General features: G+C 35.5%; 4 protein-coding genes and 1 pseudogene. 1 reads left to right on the plus strand and 4 read right to left on the minus strand.

What is annotated here, in order from left to right:
- Positions 1–113 precede the first annotated feature (113 nt).
- The 4 genes and pseudogenes from cls to ABHC48_RS20245 all read right to left on the minus strand — a co-directional run bounded on the left by cls (position 114) and on the right by ABHC48_RS20245 (position 3,811).
- Complete coding sequence (cls, locus tag ABHC48_RS20230) at positions 114–1,673, minus strand: cardiolipin synthase (RefSeq protein WP_347506039.1); 1,560 nt, start codon at positions 1,671–1,673, stop codon at positions 114–116.
- 35 nt (positions 1,674–1,708) lie between these two features.
- Positions 1,709–2,388: pseudogene (locus ABHC48_RS20235) on the minus strand (GTP pyrophosphokinase family protein).
- A gap of 38 nt (positions 2,389–2,426) precedes the next feature.
- Positions 2,427–3,404: a choloylglycine hydrolase gene (bsh, locus tag ABHC48_RS20240; RefSeq protein WP_118339757.1), complete on the minus strand. Its 978-nt coding sequence runs from the start codon at positions 3,402–3,404 to the stop codon at positions 2,427–2,429.
- Positions 3,405–3,538: 134 nt separating this feature from the next.
- The gene (locus ABHC48_RS20245) at positions 3,539–3,811 is read right to left on the minus strand and encodes a hypothetical protein (protein WP_330382803.1); all 273 of its coding nucleotides are present in this window, start codon (positions 3,809–3,811) and stop codon (positions 3,539–3,541) included.
- On the opposite strand from ABHC48_RS20245, the gene ABHC48_RS20250 reads away from it, so the two are divergent.
- Positions 3,770–3,991, plus strand: a complete 222-nt coding sequence (locus ABHC48_RS20250) for a S24 family peptidase (protein ID WP_118584014.1) — start codon at positions 3,770–3,772, stop codon at positions 3,989–3,991. The genes ABHC48_RS20245 and ABHC48_RS20250 overlap by 42 nt on opposite strands.
- Positions 3,992–4,054 lie beyond the last annotated feature (63 nt).

The raw sequence follows: 4,054 nt of genomic DNA on the forward strand, positions 1-4,054 counted from the left end.
ATCCATGCAAAATCTTCTTTGTACAACAGACTGTTAGATATAGCAAAAACGGCCTTTCAAAAACAGTTAACTTCTAAATCAACTGTTTTTTGAAAGGTCGTTTCATCAGATTCTTATAGCAATCCAGCAAATAATCTCATAAATAATTGTCCTAGTCGCAAATATGCACTTCGTCCGGTTTGATATTGGTCTGTCACATCACGACATTCTCCCATCGTTCTTATCAGATCATTTTTTATTTCCACAACTGCCTGACAATCTGCCATAAAACAACCGTTTTCAAAATGGTGATATAAACTTCGATAATCCAGATTAATTGTTCCACAAGTTGCCATACAGTCATCTGCCACACTCATTTTTGCATGACAGAAACCAGGAGTCCACTCATAAACACGAACACCATGTTTAACTAATCCATGATAAAAAGAACGAGTTATATTATAAATGAATTTTTTATCAGGGATACCAGGTGTGATAATTCTTACGTCTACCCCTCGCTTAGCAGCCAGACATAACGCATGCGTCATTTCATCTGTTATGATTAGATATGGAGTCATAAACCAACAATATTTTTCAGCTTTATTTATCATACTGATATAAACTTCTTCTCCTACCTGCTCATTATCCATAGGGCTGTCTGCATAAGGTTGAACAAACCCAGTTTGCTGTGCCGCATAATCATAGTGGAAAAGGTATTTACTAAAATCAGAATCATTAGCAGCCTTAGCACTTACTGCATTCCACATTTCCAAAAATGTCACCGTAAGCGACTGAACAGCATCTCCTTCTAAACGAATACCTGTATCTTTCCACTGTCCATACGGGTGTGTGTAATTAAAATATTCGTTTGCTAGATTATATCCACCTGTAAATCCGACTTTTCCATCAATAACGGTTATTTTTCTATGATCACGATTGTTCAAAAACAGATTTAAACCTGGCATAAACGGATTGAATACACGGCAATGAATTCCTATTGCCTCCATCTTTTTCACAAAATCTGTGTTAATAAAGCCTATAGAACCCATATCATCGTAGAATACTCTAACTTCCACACCTGCTTTTACTCGCTCTTCCAGAACCTCTTGAATCTTATGCCATGCTTCAGCGTCTTCTATCGCATGATATTCCATAAAGATAAACTTCTGTGCTTTCTCCAAATCCTTAAGCTGTGCCTCTAATCCTTTCACTGCTTCATCAAAATACACAATATCCGTATTCTGATAGATTGGATACTGCGAATTTCTTTGTATGTAACTTGCTATATTTCCTGCTTTCGGAATTGTTTCTTTTATTCTGCTCAAACACTCCTGACTGTCCGGAAGCATTGGTAACAATTTGCTATCAATTTCTGCATATCGCTCACGCATTTTATGTGTGCCACCATTCAAACCAATCAACAAATACAGGCCTACACCCATAATTGGGAAGATTAGAATTAAGATGACCCAAGGCATTTTCATAGAAGAGGTCTTATCTGATGCGTACAATCCCAAAACCAAGATTCCACTCAAAATCCTTGTAAATAAATTTATAATTTCTGCATATTCATTCAAGCGTGTTACGATAGTAATAATAAAAATCACTTCCAGAAGAATGCAGACTATGGAAAAACACAGCCGTTTTACCCCATTTTTTGTTTTTGCTTTGCCCTCTAAAGTATCTTGTTTCATATATATTCCGCCTTCCTACTTGCTCAGTTTTCTCCCTAAATTTCGTGGAACATACCAATTTTGTCTTTTATTCTCTGCATTTCATTATCTGCTTCAATGATAGCTCTTGCAGAATGAAGTAATTCTTCACTTATCTCATCATAGCCAGGCATTTCTTCAATTCCTTTTTTATAGCGAAGTTGATGTTCCAATGTTGCCCAGAAATCCATACCATTGGTTCGAATCTGTAATTCTACACGCATAGGTGTTTTACCCTTAGCAAAAAATACTGGTATTTCAACAATCATATGATAGCTTCGATAACCATTCGATTTTGGATTTTTTATATAATCTTTTATTTCAATAACTTTAATATCATCCTGTTGGGTAATCAAATCTGATATCATATAAATATCGTCAATAAACGCACAAACTATTCGAACGCCTGCTACATCATTGAGATATGTCTGTATATTTTCTGTTGTAAATTCATATCCCATCTTCTGCAGTTTATTGTAAATACTATTGGGCTTCTTAATTCTTGTTTTTATAAAAGAAATAGGATTTCGATTGTTCTCAGCTGAAAATTCATCATCCAAAACCTCAAGTTTAGTTTGTATCTCCCGAATAGCACAACGATACATCATCATTAAATTATAAAATTTCGTAGCATTATTTAAAAACTGTAGTGATTCCGGACTGTTCATCCTGAGTTTTTTACTTCATCTTTTGTCATGGAACTTTCCTTTCTACCTCATCCCTGATTTCAAAACATTATTTATTTTGATAGTTGATTCGTTCTCCTTGAATTACTGGATAACAAATCATTTTATCACTATCCAGATTTTCTACATGCATATCTACTGCACTGATCTGATGGTTTTCATAAGTATTGTAATAATAAATACCTTTTGTAACATTACAACACGACGTATACAATGTGATTTCATATTTTCCATCCGCTACTTCGCAACATCCTCGTTGCTGATCCACAGATCCGAGAATGTGGAAGAATTGGCTAACGCTTTCTTCCTCTGATTCACCTGAAATTGCATTTACCTTTGTAAAAGCTACACGTACAAAGCGTGAGGAAGATGAGAGATCTCCCGGAAGACCTAATCCTCCCATACCTCTACTATATGCATCAAGAGCCAAATTTTCGCAGAAAGTATTTCTGGGCTGTTTAGGAGATAAATGCATATAATTATTTAGTTGAAACATCTGCTGTGGAAATGGCGGATTATTCGTAAGCACTCCTACTGGATTATCATAAATATGCAAACCATCTGACATAGATTCTACCGTAATTGACTCATTCTCATCAGAAATGATCCAGTGTAATTGTGCTAATGGCAATTGCTCGCTGAAAGGAGTATTAACAATATTAATTCGTTCAAGAAGCTCGCGAACTTCAACTAAAGAAGAACACTGACTTAAAATCCACGGAATAAATTCAAACTGTGCAATATTTTCCACATCTGGCTTAATCGCGGCATAAACAGCATTTCCGACAAAATTCAGTCCTGCCATTGCCACTCCTTTTTCATTCATAGCATCATAATACAAAGGATAATCCTCTGCAACATGAGCCATTCCAATAATTGCATAATGATTTTTCATATCGCCAACATGGCGAAAATTAAACGCATAATTACGTGGTGTAATTACTATCTGATCACCATAAGAGAATTCATAATCGAGGGTTCGTCCAAAGTAAAAATCTTTTGTTTTATAAGTTGCTGCTGTACACATGATCGTTTATCCTCCTAAATAGATTGAAATATGTCAATGAGTTTTTTTCTTGAACAATAGTATAGCACAATCTTTTATTTTGTTCCAACTTCATACATGATCATAACATGTAAACTTTAAACTATTTTCCTAGATTATTTCTCCATCAGTTTTTCAAACCAGGTATCCATAGCTAGGATGAATTGACCTACGTCTGGCAATTCTTGCAGCATTTCGTTTAGGGTTTTGTGCTTCACATATTTCTGCACATACACCCAAAAGACAACGCTACTGGCTTCTGATACAATGTCAGCTATGGTTTTGCGCATAAGCTCTTCAAATTCAGCAATTTCTTCTTTCGGAACAACATCATATGTGGTGACAGTATGGAGCCTCTCTATCTGGATGGACAGATCATCTGGATTCATAAACAAGAAACTCTTGAAGAAGGAGAAATCGGTGTCTTTTTCCTCGATGGTGATGCTTATGTAAAGAAATATCATCAATCTGATTCCGGTATCCAATTTATTTCTCTAAATAAAAAATATGCTCCTATCCAAGTCACTTCCGGCTCCACCTTAAAAACTTTTGGAAAAGTAGTTGGCTAATTTTAAAAGGCTGATGCATTAACAGTAAACTTGCAGGGCGTCTTTTTTCACCATTTTGCATGG

The organism is Ruminococcus sp. 1001136sp1, assembly GCF_039841815.1.
Lineage (GTDB): Bacteria > Bacillota > Clostridia > Lachnospirales > Lachnospiraceae > Blautia_A > Blautia_A faecis.

Coding starts and splice junctions, on each gene's coding strand:
- bsh (WP_118339757.1), bottom strand. CDS start 3,404: ATGTGTACAGCAGCAACTTATAAAACAAAAGATTTTTACTTTGGACGA.
- ABHC48_RS20245 (WP_330382803.1), bottom strand. CDS start 3,811: ATGAATCCAGATGATCTGTCCATCCAGATAGAGAGGCTCCATACTGTC.
- ABHC48_RS20250 (WP_118584014.1), top strand. CDS start 3,770: ATGGAGCCTCTCTATCTGGATGGACAGATCATCTGGATTCATAAACAA.
- cls (WP_347506039.1), bottom strand. CDS start 1,673: ATGAAACAAGATACTTTAGAGGGCAAAGCAAAAACAAAAAATGGGGTA.